Source organism: Clostridium lacusfryxellense, assembly GCF_018861735.1.
In the GTDB taxonomy this organism is placed as follows: Bacteria; Bacillota; Clostridia; order Clostridiales; family Clostridiaceae; genus Clostridium_AD; species Clostridium_AD lacusfryxellense.
On record NZ_JAHLEB010000022.1, the window covers coordinates 45714 to 61028 of the forward strand.

Consider the following 15315-nt stretch of genomic DNA (forward strand, 5'->3'; position numbering starts at 1 on the left):
AATATAATTTATGGAATGAAAAATATATATTTCTTAAAGATTTTGGAACTCTTTATTAATGAAACTAGTATCAAAGTTTCCATTTATAAAATTTTGGTTATTTAATATTTTAAATTGAAAATCTATATTTGTATCGACGCCTTCTATTATAAATTCTCTGAGGGCCCTTCTCATTTTTCGTATTGCTTCTTCTCTATCTTTTCCAAACACAATAAGTTTTCCTATCATAGAGTCATATGTATGTGGAATTTTGTAACCTTGATAGGCAGCACTATCGATTCTGATTCCGTATCCTCCTGGAAGATGAATTGATTTTATAACTCCAGGGCAAGGCATGAAATTTTTATTGGGATTTTCTGCATTAATTCTACATTCAATAGCATGACCCTCAATTTTTATATCCTCTTGTTTATAAGAAAGTAATTCACCTGATGCAATTCTTATTTGAGCTTTAACCAAATCTACTCCAGTGATCATCTCAGTTATTGGATGCTCCACTTGAATGCGTGTATTCATCTCCATGAAATAATATTTTCCATACTTATCTAATAAAAACTCTATAGTGCCAGCATTTTTATAATTAATAGAGCTTGCGGCTTTAACTGCAACCTCACCCATTTGTTTTCTAAGTTCCTGCGTCATAGAGTATCCCGGAGCCTCTTCTATAACCTTCTGATTTCGCCTTTGGACGGAACAATCACGCTCACCAAGATGAATAACATTTCCGTGTTCATCTGCTAGTATTTGAAATTCTATATGTCTTGGTTCTTCAATGAATTTCTCCATGTACATTGTGTCATCACCAAAAGCAGTTTTTGACTCTGCTTTAGCAGTATTGTACGCGAGTATAAGATCTTCTACTTTTTTAACAACTCTTATACCTCGTCCTCCACCACCTGCCGAAGCTTTTATCATAACAGGGTACCCAATTTTCTCGGCAGAACTTATTGCATCTTCTTGCGTGGCAATCTCTCCATCAGAACCAGGAACGACTGGAACCCAAGCCTTTATCATAATCTCTCTCGCCTTTAACTTATTGCCCATATTGTCAATATTTTCAGAACTTGGTCCTATATATTTTATATTACATTCCTCACACATTTGAGCGAATTTACTATTTTCAGATAAAAACCCATAACCAGGATGAATTGCCTCTGCACCTGTAAGCACTGTAGCACTTAAGATGTTTTGCATATTTAGATAACTATCCTTAGATTTAGCCGGTCCTATACATATAGCCTCATCTGCCATTTGGGTATGGAGGGCATCTTTATCAATATCAGAGTATACTGCCACAGTTTGAATACCCATTTCATTACATGCCCGAATTATTCTTACTGCTATCTCACCTCTATTAGCAATTAATATCTTCTTAAACATATTATTTACCTTCCCTGCACTTAAATTATTTACTTAAGCATTATTTTAAATAATGGTTGTCCATACTCAATAATATCTTCATTAGAAACTAACACTTCTACAACTTCCCCATCTACTTCACTTTCAATTTGATTCATAAGCTTCATAGCTTCTAGAATGCAAAGTGTGTCTCCAATTTTAATCTTAGAGCCAACTTTTACAAAATTCTTAGATTCAGCACTAGGCGAAGAATACATAGTTCCCACAATAGGCGATTTAACTATAAATATATTTTCTTCGGGTATAATCAGCGCAGCATTTTGTAGTTTTCCTATATACATTTCAGGAGCTTCTATATTCCTCAATGTTAATGTTTCATTAATAACTTGCTCTACAGGTGGAGTATGTAACGGAATTCTTTCTAGCACCACCTGTTGCTCCTTTTTCTCCATCTTTATTGTAATACCCTCTGTGTCGATTTCAAAAGAAGTAATTTGCGAATCACTAACGCTCTTTATTAACTCTTGAATATTTTTATAATCCATAATTATCTACCATCCCATTTTTTTAATATTATAGTAGCATTGTGCCCACCAAATCCAAAGGAATTTGACATAACATATTAAGTTGCTATATAAATTTATTAATAGTTTCTTTTGCCTCATTAAACATTTCTTCTATAATTTCTTTGCAACTCTGCTCTTTCTTTACAAGTCCTGCGATTTGTCCTGCCATAATAGATCCCATTTCTATATCGCCTTCTTTTACCGCTTTTGGTAGACATCCGCGTCCGAGTTCTTCTAAGGCTGCTAATGAGGCGTTTTCCTTCTCCAGCTTTTGGAATTGCCTTGATAACCTATTTTTTAAAACCCTAATAGGATGACCAGTAGATCTTGCTGTAACAACTGAATCTATATCCTTGGCAGTAAGTATCTTATTTTTGTAATTTTCATGTATTGTACATTCATTTGCTACTAAAAACCTTGTTCCTACTTGAACTCCATGTACTCCAAGCATAAATACAGCAGCAACCCCACGTCCATCACCTATACCACCTGCTGCAATTACTGGGATATTAACTCCATCAACTACTTGAGGAACAAGTGCCATAGTTGTAAGTTCGCCAATATGTCCTCCTGATTCACAACCTTCTGCAATAACCGCATCTGCCCCTGCTCTTTCCATACGCTTAGCCAGCGCAACAGAAGCTACTACTGGTATTACTTTAATCCCATGAGACTTCCAAAGATCCATATATTTTCCAGGATTTCCTGCACCTGTAGTAACCACTTTAATACCTTCTTCACATACAAGATGTGCAATTCCTTCTGCATTCTCACTTAAAAGCATTATGTTAACACCAAACGGTTTATCTGTTAATTTCTTTGCTTTTCTAATTTCATCTCTTATATAATCAACTGGTGCATTGGCTGCAGCTATAATACCAAGTCCACCTGCATTAGATACCGCCGATGCTAAGCTACTATCTGCAACCCAAGCCATGCCACCTTGAATTATTGGATATTTTACACCTAAATCTTTAAAAAATATGGAATTAAACATTTGATAATTTTCCTTCTATGTATTTTACTATTCCTTTTATATCCTTAATGTTTTCTATATCTTCATTAGGTATTTCTATTTCAAATGCTTCTTCAAGTGACATTACTATTTCAAATATTTCAAGAGAATCTACACCTAAATCTTCTGCAAATTTTGCCTCCATTTTAACCTCTGCTGCATCTATTCCTAATTGTTCAACTATTACACTTCTAACTTTTTTAAATACCATTAATAATTCCTCCTAAAATTTTATTTATTAATTGTCCATTCTATTAATGAAGCTCCATAGGTTAATCCACCACCAAATCCTACAAGTATAATTTTATCTCCAGTTGTAATTAAATTATTTTTGTTCATTTCATCAAGTGCTATAGCAATACTTGCTGCTGAAGTATTTCCATATCTATCTAGATTCACAAAGAATTTATCTTTATCAGCCGTAAGTTTCCTAACAACAAACTCTATTATTCTGAAATTCGCCTGATGGCAAACAACATACTTAATATCATCCAGCGTACAATTATTTTCATCTAAAATTTCACTTATGCTACTGGCAATAGTTTTTACTGCAAATTTAAAAATCTCTTTACCATCCATACTTATTGTAGCTTTAAAATTGTCATGTCCTTTAGTAAAAGTATTTTTCACATCTACAGTTGGACAAGTTAAAACCTCTCCTTTATACCCTTCTGAAGCTGAATTAATAGAAATAATCCCTCGAGTGTTTCCTGACTCAAGCACTGCCGCTCCAGCACCATCTCCAAACAGTATGCAAGTATTTCTATCTGTCCAATCAACGATCTTTGATAACACTTCAGCCCCTATTATTAAAGCTCTTTTGCACTTACCCGTTCTAAGAAACTGCGTTGCAATATTAAGGGCAAATATAAACCCTGTACATGCTGCTGATATGTCAAATGCCATAGCATTAACTGCTCCGATGTTCCCTTGAACAATACACGCAGTTGCTGGTACAAACTGGTCTGGTGATGTACTTGCAAGAATTATTAAATCTATATCTGTGGCTTTAACCTTGGCATCTTTTAAAGCCCAAATAGCAGCCTTTGTTGCTAAATCTGAAGTATTTTCGCCTTGTGATATGTGTCTTTCCTTAATGCCCGTCATAGATACAATCCACTCATCAGAAGTATCTACAATTTCTGATAATTGATGATTAGTCATTATGTTTAGAGGAGCATAACTTCCTGTCCCAATTATTTGTACTTCTTTCATTAATTAATTCCTCCTTCATTAGCAGAAAATAGCCTTCCTTAAAATTTTGACCTATATCTACTATATAATTTAATAATTAACATTAGGTTAAGTTTTCTATATGTTTATGTTAAAACGTATAAAAAAAACTGTTATTACATTGCTAAGCTTTGTAATAACAGTCTTCTATTATAAAGTATATTTTAGTAATTTTTCAGGAATATTAATTCTCTTTTGCTGGATAAGCAATTGACTTGAACATACTATTAGTTTTGATATTTGAGATGAGGCAATTAATGCATTAGTTATGTCTCTCGTTAAGCTCTTTGGCTCTGAATTGTATTTTTTTTGTAACGTAAGCGCTAATTCTTCTACACTATTTCCATCCATATAAATATTGTTAAGATTTATCTTACCGCGAGTAAATAGCATTATTAACTTTACATGTAAGATTAATTCATAAAACAAATGTTCAAATGCACCTTTCTTATCATTCCCATCTCTGTGATATATACAAAAATAATCGCATGCAAAGTGGCATGTTACTCCTAAGGCTATTGAAAATTCCCTGTTTGAAATACTTTTACTCATTAATAATTCTGAATATTTATTAAGAATGTTTAAGCTTTCATCTAATGTGTGTTCCATATTAATGTCCTTATTAGTGAAATCCGGTTTTATATTGCCATATGCAAATGCTAACCTGTTTAGTTTAAAATTCGTTTGCTTTGAAATGTGCTTGTATAAGATTTGAGATATAAATAAGTGGGTATCAACTATCATAGAATTACACCTCCCTATGCTTATATTTTAACTCAAATTAATGTAAATTTAATTTAGATTGGGTTAAGGTATGGTTATCTTATTGTTAAAGATAAATATCCGCCTTAATGTCGTCTACCTTATTTTATTATCACCAAATTAAATCAAAAAAACTATTGACAAACTTTATCGTTGTAACTATAATGAGTACAACAGCAATTGTAATCGACACAGTTACATCAACAAGTATACTCTAATAACTTAATGCTTAAAATTAAAATCGGAAGGATGATATATATGAAAATAGTAATAATAGGTGCAAATGGGAATGTAGGTAAAGTGATTTTAAATGAAGCTCTATCAAGAAATTATGACGTTACAGCAGTTGTCCATAATAAATCTAACTATGTAAATGGGCACAAGAAACTAAAAATAACTCAGGCAGATGCATTTGATGAAAAAAGTTTAATAAATGCGATAAAAGGAAATGACGTTGTTATTAGTGCCTTTGGTCCTAAGTTAGGCGCAGAAGATAGTTTACTTTCTGTTACTAAAAATCTAATAAATGCAACAAAGAAAGCTCTAGTACATCGACTTATCTCTATAGGCGGAGCAGGAAGTCTTTACGTGGCTCCCGGATTGAAATTGAGTGATTCAGCAAGCTTTCCTACTGATTGGAAACCAATAAGTTCAGCACATGCTGATGCCTTAGAACTCTATAAAAATGAAACTGAACTAGACTGGACAGTTTTAAGTCCGGCAGCCCTATTTGAATCTGGAAATAAAACTGAAAAATACAAACTTGGCAAAGATAATTTAATTGTAGATGATCAAGGTTCAAGTAAAATTTCTTTTGAGGATTATGCAATTGCACTTCTTGATGAAGTTGCAAATCCAAAATTTTCTCGTGAAAGATTTACTATCGGATACTAATATTTTAGGAGGTTTAAAAATATGAAAAACAAAATATATTATGTTATGGATACAATGTGTGGCTGGTGTTATGGTTTTAGTGATGTTATTACTAAAATCCATCAAAAACATAAAGATAAATATGACTTCGAAATCATACCTGGTGGTATGTGGGTAGGCGATGAGGTTAAAAAAATGGACCCTCATTTAGGTGAATTTATAAAAACTAGCAATATTAGAGTGGAAGCTTTAACTAATATTCGTTTCGGTGAATCTTTTAATAAAAACGTATTAGATGGAAGCGGTAGAGTTCTCGATAGTATGCCAGGTGCAAAAGCAGTGGCTCTATTTCAAAAAATAAACAGAGATATGTCCTTTAACTTCCTAAAAAAAATACAAGAAGCTTTTTTTGTAAACGGGGACGATATGAATGATATTGCTGTCTATACTAAAATTGCCGAAAGTTTTGGTATTTCTAAAGAAGACTTTGAGAAAAGATTTCTTTCACAGGAATTGCAAGAAGAGGTCTTCGAATACTTTAACAAAGGCCAAAAACTAGGAGTAGAAAGTTTTCCAACACTTATTCTTGAAAAAGAAAATAAAAGAACAATCATAGCTCAAGGCTATACCAATTTTGATGAACTTGATAATATTCTACTAAATGAATAAAGTCTATGTTATAGTATTAAAAAGCAGACTTTAGATAAAAGGGGTTTTGGTCATGAAAATAAGTAGTCGATTCACAGTAGCAGTCCACATACTATCGATTCTATCCATTTACGCCAATCCATTGCCCACTTCAGATTATATTGCAGGGAGTGTGAATACCAACCCAGTAGTAATTAGAAGAATACTTGGAATGCTTAAAAATGCTGGGCTTGTTGATATGAAACGTGGAACAGGCGGTTCATATCTTACTAAGCATATTGAAGATATAACTTTACTAGAAGTATATAAAGCAGTAGAGGTAGTTGAAGATGGTGGTTTGTTTCAAATTCATCCAAATCCCAACCCCAACTGCCCCATAGGCGCAAACATTCAATCTGTTATCGAAGGCACTTTGTTTGATGCTCAAGAATCAATGGAAAATGTTCTAAGCAAAGTTACTATGCTTGATGTTGTTGGGGATATCAATAAAAAAATTGAATAATTCTTCTACTATTTCTTATAATATAACTCTGTTTCAATTAAGCTACATCGAAACAGAGCTATATTATATTTAAGTGATTTGGCATCACGTTCTGTAGTTACCCTTATTTAAACATATCCACTAACAATTAAAACTTGAGCCAAAACATATGTCAACATAATATATATATTCCCGTTTTTAAATCTGCCTTTAAAAGTGTAAAATCCTAACATATAGTCTGAGCATAAAAACGATAATGAGCCAATAAAAGGAAGAAAGAACGATATGCTCATCCCCACACTCCAAATACGTGTTAAACTAGCAAAACTCATTAATAAAATAACTACTGTATATATATAAGTAGGTATTTTCATATCCCCTAAATACCTTGTTAATTTTTTTAAAACAGTGTAGGCTCCTATAACGTATACTAGTATAATAATGTAAAACCACTCTGGTACATCTCTTTCAAAAGAAACCCCTTGTAAAAAAAGCAAAACATAACAAACATTTCCGATAAGGAAAGACCCTAGACCAAGAATAAAATTATTTTTCCCTTTTGGCCCCATTAAAAACACATCACCCATGAATCCAAATACTAATGCAACTATAATCAATTTGTTAACTTCTGCTACACTTAATATATAATAAATTAATAATAGCGGCATTAAAAATGGTTTAGTAAAATATCTCCCCTTATTGTATTCAATTTTAGTGAATAATATATGCATAACAAATGTTATACAAAATAATCCACCAACTATTAATTTAGTCAGCATAAAACCCTCCATAATCCCAATGGTATTTCATGTTTATTTTATGCATATTATATAATATTATTACATTAAATTCTCATAATCTCTAGCTCCATAAAGAATCCGCATTATTACCACTTGTTTTTCAGTTTCATTCACTAGGTTAAATACAATATAATTATCTACTATGAACTTACGATAACCTCTTATTTTTAATGCTTCGTCTAAAACATGACTACAAGAAAAAGGGAACTGACCTAACCTCATTATCCCAGTTTCTATTTTTTCCATCAAACGACTTGCGGCAGTTTCTGCAAATAATTTATTAACTATATACTCATAAATCTGATCTAAGTCATCCTCAGCAACTGGTGTGAATTTTACTTTGTATTCATTTATTTGCATGTTTTTTCCTCAACTTCTTGAAAACATCTTCGCCATCTAGTAAAGTCACTCCCTCTGAAATCTGGGCTTCAGCTTCAGCTAGTTTTTTGTAGACTCCTACTATGGCAAGTTGTGATTCATAAGTTTCCATACTCATTACAACCAAATCTCCATAACCGTTTTTAGTAATAAAAATAGGTTCTCGTTTTTTATGACACATCTCAGATATTTCACTTGTATTTCTCAAATCTTTTATTGGTCTTATTAGTGGCATAAAATATTACCTCTTATTTTATTTTAGTTCTTTTCATTATTATAGCATAATTATGTTCAAAATTCAGTAATCTCCACTCATATCTACTATCCATTTGTTAATTTAACTTAGATCTAATTATAAACAAAGTATAATATAATCCAAAAATGCTATTGACTGGTTATATAATTAGGAATATAATGAAATCGTATTCAAACAAGATTATTGTAACAAAACAATTAAGTTATAACTTTGATAATTAATTCAGTTATATGCTGATGAAATTATAAATAAATTTAATGGGGGATTAATTAATGAAAAGAAAAGTTTTAGCCACAGTAATATGTCTTATGCTGTCTTTAACAACAATTTCATGTTCTACCGCTAAAAATACAGCAGAACCGGCTTCAACTAAGAAAACAGCAGGTACCAAGATTCAACTTACCTACTGGTCATTTTTTGGTGGTGGAGAAGGTACTTACATGCAAACTATTGTTGATAATTACAACAAATCACAATCAGATATAGTAGTTAAAAATGTTATTCAAGCTTGGGGTACTCCATATTATACAAAACTTACGGCAGCAGTTGCTGCTGGAAAAGGACCTGATATAGGCGCAGCACACATTTCACAACTTCCAGCACTTGTTGAAAGCGGAACAGTCTATCCACTAGATAAATATGCGACGGATATTAAAATGGATTGGGGTAAATTCAATAAGAATATTTTATCATCAACCGTCTATGATGATGAACATTATGCAGTTCCACTAGATACCCATCCCTTCGTAATGTTTTATAATAAAACATTGTTAAAAAACGCAGGATTACTTAGTGCTGACGGAAAACCTATTATGGAACCTGGAGTTGAAGGATTCGAGAAATTCTTATCAACATTAAAATCAAAACTACCAGCAGGTGTGTATCCTTTGGCAGAGTCAAATTCCGGCGATGATATATACAGGCTATGGTATTCACTTTACGTTCAACAAGGTCCAACAACACTTTTAAGTGAAGATTTCAAGAAATCTAGCATTGATATGGAGAAAGCAGTTAAATCAGCTGACTTTGTTAAGAGCTTATTTACAAAAGGATATGTTCAAAAGAATCTTGCTGACTTCGTTAAAACTTTTTCATCAGGAAAAGCAGCTATAACCTTCACTGGTGGTTGGTGTACTCCTGTATTTGAGGGAATTAAGGGTTTATCGTTTGGAGCTTGTGAACTTCCAACACTAATGGGTAAAGCTGCTACCTGGGGAGATTCACATACTATTATTATTCCAGTTCAAAAAGATGAAGATAAAGAAAAACAAGAAGCAGCAATGAAATTTGCTAGTTTCGTTGCAGATAGTGCTCCAATTTGGGCTCAGGCTGGTCATATTCCAGCTTCAGATAAAGTTGTTGCCAGTGAAGAATTCAAAAAATTACCTTATATACAAGATTACGCAGAGGCAGCTAAACATGTAGTATTCTTCTCTAAAAGTACTACTAACTGGGCAATGTTTGATGTAATTAAAAAAGACCTCGATACTATATGGAATGGAAGCAAAGATTCAAAAACTGCACTTACAAAAATGGCATCAGATATAGACAACCTTGTAAAATAGATTAGATTTAATTGTAAAAGCCTTTGCCATGGTTGAGCTAATCAATCACGGCAAGGTTTTTATTCTAATGAATATTTCCATTAAATAAATTATAGGGGGTTTTACAATTTGAATAAAAAACATAAGGTCGTAATTGTCAGTACATTGTTTCTACTACCTTTTTCAATATTGTATTTAGTATTTACTATATACCCTATGCTTCAAGGGTTATATATGAGTTTTTACAAATGGAGTATTATTAGAAAAATTGATTTTGTAGGGTTACAAAACTATCAGAAAATGCTAGGTGATAGTGATTTCTGGGGAGCTTTACAAAACACAACATTTTTTGTTGTAGTATCAACACCTACAATGGTTATTATTGCATTACTATTAGCATTAATTTCTAATCGTAAATCAAAATTTATGAAATTATTTAGAGTAACCTTTTTTATACCTAGTGTATTAACTGTATCAGTGATTTCTTATTTAGCAATCTTTGTTCTCCAACCATATACCGGTTTGTTAAATTCGTTTTTACATCTTTGTGGTATTAAAGGAGAGCCCTTTTGGCTTGCAAATCAACATCTTGCATGGGTTTCTATAATTCTTACAACAATATGGTGGACAGTCGGTTTTAATATGATCTTATACTTATCGGCACTGCAAGATGTTTCTGAAGAAATATATGAAGCGGCGTCCCTTGACGGTGCTACTAAGTCCCAGATCTTTTTTAGTATAACACTACCACATCTTAAACCAATAACAAAAATCATAGTAATGCTTCAAGTTTTATCTTCGTTTAAAGTATTTTCACAGATATTGCTTATTACTAATGGTGGTCCAGGATCTTCAACAAGGCCAATCATTCAATATATATATGAAACAGGCTTTACTAAATCTAGTTTAGGCTACGCTTCAGCTCTATCCTATGGTTTGTTTTTAATTCTAGTTGTTGTAACCTTAATCCAATTTAGAGTAACTAGAGAAAAGGAGGTTTAGACTTATGAAATCAAAGAGAAATTATTCTGGTGTTGTTATTACAATATTCTCATTAATATTGGCATTTGTTTTCGTAATCCCACTAATATGGATGGTGTTTGTGTCCTTAAGACATGAAGGCGATATAATTAATAATGTATTAAGTTGGTTTAAACCGCCTTATTCTCTAATGACTTATCCAAAGGTTTTGCGTACTTCTGGAATGACAACCTGGATATTTAATAGTCTATTTATTTCAGTTGTATCCACAATAGCAACAGTTACTGTATCTTCAATGGCTGCCTATGCTCTTTCTAAAGTAATCAAAGGTAAATATAACAAATACATTATGTTATTCATTTTGTTTGGACTTATGTTACCTGGTGAGGCTACAATTATACCACTTTACCAGATTATCAAAAATTTTAATCTACTCGACTCATATGCAGGCATAATACTACCTGGTCTTGCATCTCCAATGGCCGTTATAATATTAAAGGGTTTTTTTGATGGAGTTCCATCGGAAATTTTAGATAGTGCCTCAATTGATGGTTGTGGTTTATTTAGAAGTTTTACAAGTATAGTACTTCCTCTTGCAAAACCAGCCCTTGCCTCAATTGCAATATTGACTTTCATAGGAAGCTGGAATAATTTCTTATGGCCGTTCTTATGTGTAACATCTGAAAAACTTTATACAATCCCACTTGGAATACCGATTTTTAATTCAAATTACACAAATGGATATGTTCTTCCGATGACGGTAAATTCAATTGCCTCAATCCCCGTAATCATTGTGTTTATCCTATTTGAAAAACAGATAATTAAGGGTGTAACAATGTCGGGCATAAAAGGTTAAAAGACATAAATTAAGGAGAATATAATGGAAAATAAAAAATATGTATTAGATGAATATCCAAGACCACAGTTTGCACGGGATGCTTGGGATAATTTAAATGGAATATGGAATTTTGCTTTTGACGATATAAATGTAGGTGAAACCCAAAAATGGTATAACGAAAAAGAATTTGATAAAAAAATTAATGTACCCTATGTTTACGAAAGTTTAGCTAGTGGTATTCATGATGAGTCTCACCACGCTAATGTATGGTATCAAAGAGAATTTCTATTAGATCCAAAGTACGATAAAAAAAGTATAATTCTTAATTTCCAAGGTGCAGATTATATAACCAAAGTATGGGTTAATGGAACTTATGTAGGCCTCCATAAAGGTAGTAGTAATAAATTTAAATTTGATGTAACAAAGCATGTAAAGTTTGGAGATGTAAATAATCTTGTAGTCAAATGTGAAGACTCGATAAGTACTTGTCAACCAAGGGGTAAACAAAGATGGCATGATGAAAACTATGCTTGTTGGTATGTTCAGTCTACTGGTATTTGGAAGACTGTATGGATGGAGTATTTAAATAATAGTAATCTTGAAATGGTTAAAATCACACCAAATATAGATGATGCAACAGCTTCTTTTGAATATTCATTAAGTAATTTCCGATCTGATATGGACCTTAGAGTGGTTACAGAGATATCTTTTAAAGGCAAAACAATCAGTGAGGTGTCAATAAAACCAGATCGAAGTTATTTCAAATTAATTGTTGATGTTACTAATGATTCATTAAACGATGGAGTACATTTGAAATTCTTGCTTTGGGATCCTCAAAACCCTAATTTGTATGATGTTAAATTTAAACTATATGGTGGAGAACTCTTATTAGATGAAGTAGGTTCCTACTTTGGAATGAGAAAAATATCAATAGATAATGGCAAAGTCCTACTTAACAATCATGAACTATACCAAAAATTGATACTTGATCAAGGTTATTGGCCAGATACGCTGCTAACCCCTCCTAGCGAAAATGCAATATTAGAAGATATCGATAAAACCTTAGCCATGGGTTTCAATGGAGTTAGAAAACACATGAAAGTTGAGGATGAAAGATATTTATATTGGTGTGACCAAAAGGGAGTATTAGTTTGGTCTGAATTTCCAGCGACCTATGAGTACAATGATGAAAGTATAAAAAATTTCATTCCGGAATGGCTTGATGTTGTAACTCAAAACTATAATCATCCATCTATTGTAGCTTGGGTTCCGATTAACGAATCCTGGGGAGTTCCTAATATTTTAGTAGATAAAAAGCAACAAAACTTTACCGAGGCTCTATACTATTTAACAAAATCTATTGACCAAACAAGGCCTGTAATTGTAAATGATGGCTGGGAGCATACGATTTCTGATATTTTAACTATTCATGACTATGAAGAACTTGGAAGTGTATTTGCAATAAAATATGTCGATAAAGATCTTGTTGTAAGTGATAAACTACTTAATACTAACAAGAAGTGCAATTTTGCTAATGGCTACTCTTATAAAGGGCAACCAATAATCATAAGTGAGTACGGTGGTATTGCATTTAAAAATAATGTAGGTTGGGGTTATGGAAATCAGGTAAAAACAGAAGAAGAATTTTTAACAAGATATATGTCTATTACAAATGAAATTAAAAGGCTTGGATATGCGTGTGGATATTGTTATACACAAATAACAGATGTTCAACAAGAGGTAAATGGATTACTATATGAAGATAGATCAGCAAAAATAAGTCTACCTAAGATAAAAATTATAAATGACAACATTGTTATATAACATACTGTTATTTCTCCTGAAAGTATCAACTATGACACAAATAAACGGTTTAATATTACAAGATTATTGTAATATTAAACCGTTTATGATATTATTTTCATATATTGTCTAGGGAGGTAACTAATTATGTTAAAATTGTCATTGGATGATCCTAAAAAACTAAGTCAAATAGGACGTGGGTTATCCTCAGAAATTAGAATTAATATCTTAAAGCTATTAGGTAAAAAGAATATGAATGTAGTTGAAATTGCACAAAATTTAAATATAGCAGTATCTACAGCTGCATTTAACATAAATATCCTTGATGAAGTTGGTCTTATTACAACACAATTTGAGTCGGGGAATAGGGGTACTAAGAAAATATGCAGTAAAAATTATGATGATGTAAGTATATCTCTATGCCAAAACTACAAATCAGATAAGGATTATGGCCTCTATAAGGTCGAAATGCCTTTAGGAAACTTTTCTGATTGTTTGATTTACCCAACTTGTGGTATTGCAGGAGCGGAAAAGATGATAGCAATTGAGGATGAACCAGGCGATTTTTTTGTTCCTGAAAGAATTAACGCTGAACTAATATGGTTTAGAAATGGTTATATAGAATATAAATTTTCTAGGGGTGAGCTTAATAGTAAAAGTGCATTAGTTGACAATTTACAATTTTCAATGGAAATTTGTTCCGAAGCACCTAACTATAATAATGAATGGCCCTCGGATATAACCATTTGGGTAAATGATGTTGAAGTAACAACATGGAATAGCCCTGGTGATTTTGGAGGAGTAAGAGGTAAATTAAATCCTGATTGGTGGTATGAATACGGTACGCAATATGGGATACTTAAAACTTGGGATATAACAAATGTTGGTACCTTTGAGGATGGAAGACATGTCTCTGATGTTAAGGTTGCAGATGTTCACCTTGATAATAACATTTTCATAAAGCTAAAAATCGGCATCAAGGAAAATGCTATTAATAAAGGTGGTATAAATTTATTTGGTAAAAAGTTTGGAAATTATGATCAATCAATTATAATGAAGGTTAAGTACAGCTTATTATAATATACTTATTAATGAATTGTACTAAAAAATATAAAGTCAATACTGCTTTAAAGTATTGACTCTACTTGTTATTTAATCTCTCTACCCGGCAAAACGGAATATAATATATCAAACTTAATTTCTGATACTTCCTTTAATGTTAAGTCTAATGAATCTATCTTTGCTTTCATCCATTTTTGTTTTGGATTTAAATCTAGCTCTATTTTTTTTAACCTGTCAATTATATCCTTAATCTCTTCTACATCTTTTTTATTTGATGCCATATCACTTTTTATAATAGTGATATCCCTATTAGCTTTATCTATTGTGGCTATAATACTCTTTCTATACTTTTCCATAAATATCACCTCCTATAACTAACTATGCAATATTTATGAACTATATTACTATTTTCATTAGAAAGTCAGGTTAATCATTGAATATTACTTCCGTATTGTAATAAAATTTTATTTACCATCCATTTTATATTTAAACTCGGGTTTTGTCAGAAATGTTAGCGCTATCCCAGTTACTTGCTGTTTTAGATTCGAACCTATTTAAATTAATTACAACATCATCTAATTTTCTTTCAATTCTTATCTGACCTTCTAATAGTTTATTTAATAAAGATTCTATTTCCTTATCCATATTATCACCTCAATTTTATATTATCTTATTATTTGTTTATTATTTTATTAGCTATATTTATGATTAGAATA

The 15315-nt window shown here is 31.9% G+C and carries 19 protein-coding genes; 8 read left to right on the forward strand and 11 right to left on the reverse strand.

Annotation, left to right across the window (positions count from 1 at the left end; genetic code table 11):
* Nucleotides 1-33: 33 nt before the first annotated feature.
* The 6 genes from KPL55_RS13625 to KPL55_RS13650 form a co-directional block, all read right to left on the reverse strand.
* Nucleotides 34-1380 (reverse strand): acetyl-CoA carboxylase biotin carboxylase subunit, encoded by a 1347-nt coding sequence (locus KPL55_RS13625; RefSeq protein ID WP_216307281.1) that lies wholly within the window; start codon nt 1378-1380, stop codon nt 34-36.
* Between the two features lie 29 nt (nt 1381-1409).
* Complete coding sequence (gene accB, locus KPL55_RS13630) at nt 1410-1904, reverse strand: acetyl-CoA carboxylase biotin carboxyl carrier protein (RefSeq protein ID WP_216307282.1); 495 nt, start codon at nt 1902-1904, stop codon at nt 1410-1412.
* An 85-nt stretch (nt 1905-1989) separates the two neighbouring features.
* On the reverse strand, nt 1990-2922 hold the full coding sequence (fabK, locus tag KPL55_RS13635; RefSeq protein WP_216307283.1) for an enoyl-[acyl-carrier-protein] reductase FabK: 933 nt from the start codon (nt 2920-2922) through the stop codon (nt 1990-1992).
* Nucleotides 2915-3151, reverse strand: a complete 237-nt coding sequence (gene acpP, locus KPL55_RS13640; RefSeq protein WP_216307284.1) for an acyl carrier protein — start codon at nt 3149-3151, stop codon at nt 2915-2917. The genes fabK and acpP overlap by 8 nt, the downstream gene beginning before the upstream one ends.
* A gap of 20 nt (nt 3152-3171) precedes the next feature.
* Nucleotides 3172-4155 (reverse strand): beta-ketoacyl-ACP synthase III, encoded by a 984-nt coding sequence (locus tag KPL55_RS13645; protein ID WP_216307285.1) that lies wholly within the window; start codon nt 4153-4155, stop codon nt 3172-3174.
* A gap of 168 nt (nt 4156-4323) precedes the next feature.
* Complete coding sequence (locus KPL55_RS13650) at nt 4324-4917, reverse strand: zinc dependent phospholipase C family protein (RefSeq protein WP_216307286.1); 594 nt, start codon at nt 4915-4917, stop codon at nt 4324-4326.
* Nucleotides 4918-5193: 276 nt separating this feature from the next.
* On the opposite strand from KPL55_RS13650, the gene KPL55_RS13655 reads away from it, so the two are divergent.
* From KPL55_RS13655 to KPL55_RS13665, 3 genes are read left to right on the forward strand one after another with little or no spacing between them, the layout of a single operon-like run.
* Nucleotides 5194-5829, forward strand: coding sequence for an NAD(P)-dependent oxidoreductase (locus tag KPL55_RS13655; protein ID WP_216307287.1), 636 nt, complete (start codon nt 5194-5196; stop codon nt 5827-5829).
* Between the two features lie 21 nt (nt 5830-5850).
* Nucleotides 5851-6477: a DsbA family protein gene (locus KPL55_RS13660; protein WP_216307288.1), complete on the forward strand. Its 627-nt coding sequence runs from the start codon at nt 5851-5853 to the stop codon at nt 6475-6477.
* Between the two features lie 52 nt (nt 6478-6529).
* The gene (locus tag KPL55_RS13665) at nt 6530-6958 is read left to right on the forward strand and encodes an Rrf2 family transcriptional regulator (RefSeq protein WP_216307289.1); all 429 of its coding nucleotides are present in this window, start codon (nt 6530-6532) and stop codon (nt 6956-6958) included.
* Between the two features lie 107 nt (nt 6959-7065).
* Here the strand turns inward: KPL55_RS13665 and KPL55_RS13670 are convergent, their stop codons facing one another.
* Genes KPL55_RS13670 through KPL55_RS13680 form a run of 3 tightly spaced genes read right to left on the reverse strand, consistent with a single transcriptional unit; the run spans nt 7066 to nt 8350 of the window.
* Complete coding sequence (locus KPL55_RS13670; RefSeq protein WP_216307290.1) at nt 7066-7716, reverse strand: lysoplasmalogenase; 651 nt, start codon at nt 7714-7716, stop codon at nt 7066-7068.
* Between the two features lie 60 nt (nt 7717-7776).
* Entirely contained in the window at nt 7777-8097 is a 321-nt protein-coding gene (locus KPL55_RS13675; protein WP_216307291.1) for a type II toxin-antitoxin system RelE/ParE family toxin, read from the reverse strand.
* Entirely contained in the window at nt 8084-8350 is a 267-nt protein-coding gene (locus KPL55_RS13680) for a type II toxin-antitoxin system Phd/YefM family antitoxin (RefSeq protein WP_216307292.1), read from the reverse strand. Before KPL55_RS13680 ends, KPL55_RS13675 begins: the two co-directional genes overlap by 14 nt.
* Before the next feature lie 293 nt (nt 8351-8643).
* Between KPL55_RS13680 and KPL55_RS13685 the strand changes: the two genes are divergently transcribed.
* The 5 genes from KPL55_RS13685 to KPL55_RS13705 all read left to right on the forward strand — a co-directional run bounded on the left by KPL55_RS13685 (nt 8644) and on the right by KPL55_RS13705 (nt 14617).
* Nucleotides 8644-9936: an ABC transporter substrate-binding protein gene (locus KPL55_RS13685; protein ID WP_216307293.1), complete on the forward strand. Its 1293-nt coding sequence runs from the start codon at nt 8644-8646 to the stop codon at nt 9934-9936.
* A 108-nt stretch (nt 9937-10044) separates the two neighbouring features.
* Entirely contained in the window at nt 10045-10917 is an 873-nt protein-coding gene (locus tag KPL55_RS13690; RefSeq protein WP_246599498.1) for a carbohydrate ABC transporter permease, read from the forward strand.
* Nucleotides 10918-10921: 4 nt separating this feature from the next.
* Nucleotides 10922-11752 carry a carbohydrate ABC transporter permease gene (locus KPL55_RS13695; RefSeq protein WP_216307294.1) on the forward strand — a complete coding sequence of 277 codons (831 nt, stop codon included), beginning with the start codon at nt 10922-10924 and terminating at the stop codon, nt 11750-11752.
* Between the two features lie 24 nt (nt 11753-11776).
* Nucleotides 11777-13558: a glycoside hydrolase family 2 protein gene (locus KPL55_RS13700; protein ID WP_216307295.1), complete on the forward strand. Its 1782-nt coding sequence runs from the start codon at nt 11777-11779 to the stop codon at nt 13556-13558.
* Nucleotides 13559-13684: 126 nt separating this feature from the next.
* On the forward strand, nt 13685-14617 hold the full coding sequence (locus tag KPL55_RS13705; RefSeq protein WP_216307296.1) for an ArsR/SmtB family transcription factor: 933 nt from the start codon (nt 13685-13687) through the stop codon (nt 14615-14617).
* 68 nt (nt 14618-14685) lie between these two features.
* Here KPL55_RS13705 and KPL55_RS13710 read toward each other — a convergent pair whose 3' ends face one another.
* The gene (locus tag KPL55_RS13710; protein WP_216307297.1) at nt 14686-14955 is read right to left on the reverse strand and encodes a DUF1002 domain-containing protein; all 270 of its coding nucleotides are present in this window, start codon (nt 14953-14955) and stop codon (nt 14686-14688) included.
* Between the two features lie 130 nt (nt 14956-15085).
* Nucleotides 15086-15244, reverse strand: a complete 159-nt coding sequence (locus tag KPL55_RS13715; RefSeq protein WP_216307298.1) for a hypothetical protein — start codon at nt 15242-15244, stop codon at nt 15086-15088.
* Between the last annotated feature and the right edge of the window lie 71 nt (nt 15245-15315).

Bases quoted from the DNA above. Each gene is read 5' to 3' on its own strand.
- KPL55_RS13625 (WP_216307281.1), bottom strand. From the start codon at position 1,380: ATGTTTAAGAAGATATTAATTGCTAATAGAGGTGAGATAGCAGTAAGA.
- accB (WP_216307282.1), bottom strand. From the start codon at position 1,904: ATGGATTATAAAAATATTCAAGAGTTAATAAAGAGCGTTAGTGATTCG.
- fabK (WP_216307283.1), bottom strand. From the start codon at position 2,922: ATGTTTAATTCCATATTTTTTAAAGATTTAGGTGTAAAATATCCAATA.
- acpP (WP_216307284.1), bottom strand. From the start codon at position 3,151: ATGGTATTTAAAAAAGTTAGAAGTGTAATAGTTGAACAATTAGGAATA.
- KPL55_RS13645 (WP_216307285.1), bottom strand. From the start codon at position 4,155: ATGAAAGAAGTACAAATAATTGGGACAGGAAGTTATGCTCCTCTAAAC.
- KPL55_RS13650 (WP_216307286.1), bottom strand. From the start codon at position 4,917: ATGATAGTTGATACCCACTTATTTATATCTCAAATCTTATACAAGCAC.
- KPL55_RS13655 (WP_216307287.1), top strand. From the start codon at position 5,194: ATGAAAATAGTAATAATAGGTGCAAATGGGAATGTAGGTAAAGTGATT.
- KPL55_RS13660 (WP_216307288.1), top strand. From the start codon at position 5,851: ATGAAAAACAAAATATATTATGTTATGGATACAATGTGTGGCTGGTGT.
- KPL55_RS13665 (WP_216307289.1), top strand. From the start codon at position 6,530: ATGAAAATAAGTAGTCGATTCACAGTAGCAGTCCACATACTATCGATT.
- KPL55_RS13670 (WP_216307290.1), bottom strand. From the start codon at position 7,716: ATGCTGACTAAATTAATAGTTGGTGGATTATTTTGTATAACATTTGTT.
- KPL55_RS13675 (WP_216307291.1), bottom strand. From the start codon at position 8,097: ATGCAAATAAATGAATACAAAGTAAAATTCACACCAGTTGCTGAGGAT.
- KPL55_RS13680 (WP_216307292.1), bottom strand. From the start codon at position 8,350: ATGCCACTAATAAGACCAATAAAAGATTTGAGAAATACAAGTGAAATA.
- KPL55_RS13685 (WP_216307293.1), top strand. From the start codon at position 8,644: ATGAAAAGAAAAGTTTTAGCCACAGTAATATGTCTTATGCTGTCTTTA.
- KPL55_RS13695 (WP_216307294.1), top strand. From the start codon at position 10,922: ATGAAATCAAAGAGAAATTATTCTGGTGTTGTTATTACAATATTCTCA.
- KPL55_RS13700 (WP_216307295.1), top strand. From the start codon at position 11,777: ATGGAAAATAAAAAATATGTATTAGATGAATATCCAAGACCACAGTTT.
- KPL55_RS13705 (WP_216307296.1), top strand. From the start codon at position 13,685: ATGTTAAAATTGTCATTGGATGATCCTAAAAAACTAAGTCAAATAGGA.
- KPL55_RS13710 (WP_216307297.1), bottom strand. From the start codon at position 14,955: ATGGAAAAGTATAGAAAGAGTATTATAGCCACAATAGATAAAGCTAAT.
- KPL55_RS13715 (WP_216307298.1), bottom strand. From the start codon at position 15,244: ATGGATAAGGAAATAGAATCTTTATTAAATAAACTATTAGAAGGTCAG.